This is a genomic window from Pseudohalioglobus lutimaris (assembly GCF_002866825.1).
GTDB lineage: Bacteria > Pseudomonadota > Gammaproteobacteria > Pseudomonadales > Halieaceae > Halioglobus > Halioglobus lutimaris.
The window spans coordinates 1-307 of the sequence record NZ_PKUS01000079.1 but is presented as its reverse complement, the minus strand read 5'-3'; the positions used below and the strand labels follow the sequence as shown (position 1 = coordinate 307).

General features: G+C 50.2%; 1 protein-coding gene. It reads right to left on the bottom strand.

Translation table 11 applies throughout. From position 1 onward, the window contains the following. Nucleotides 1–307: hypothetical protein (locus C0039_RS21295; protein ID WP_207796513.1), on the bottom strand; the 307-nt coding region annotated here is incomplete at both ends.

Genomic DNA, 307 nt, shown 5'->3' with positions numbered 1-307 from the left:
CGGACATCTACCAGTCGAGATTCAGAACTCTTACTAATCACCGGTCGCTCATTGCCATAGGGGCGCACCAGAATTGGCTTGGATGCAGTACCACTTCGATACTTTGCCGAGCTCAAATAAGGAAACTCTCTATACACTCCAGACCGCACTAACAGTGTGTCGCCGGGCTGGAGCTTCTTCATAGCATATTCCAGATCAGCAAAGGGGGCGCTGGAAGACAGACCTGTATTGGCATTACTTCCGCCATTTGCCTGCACATAATAGTTCGTTGCTAAAGCGACGGAGGGCAATGTCAAAAGACAGGCCA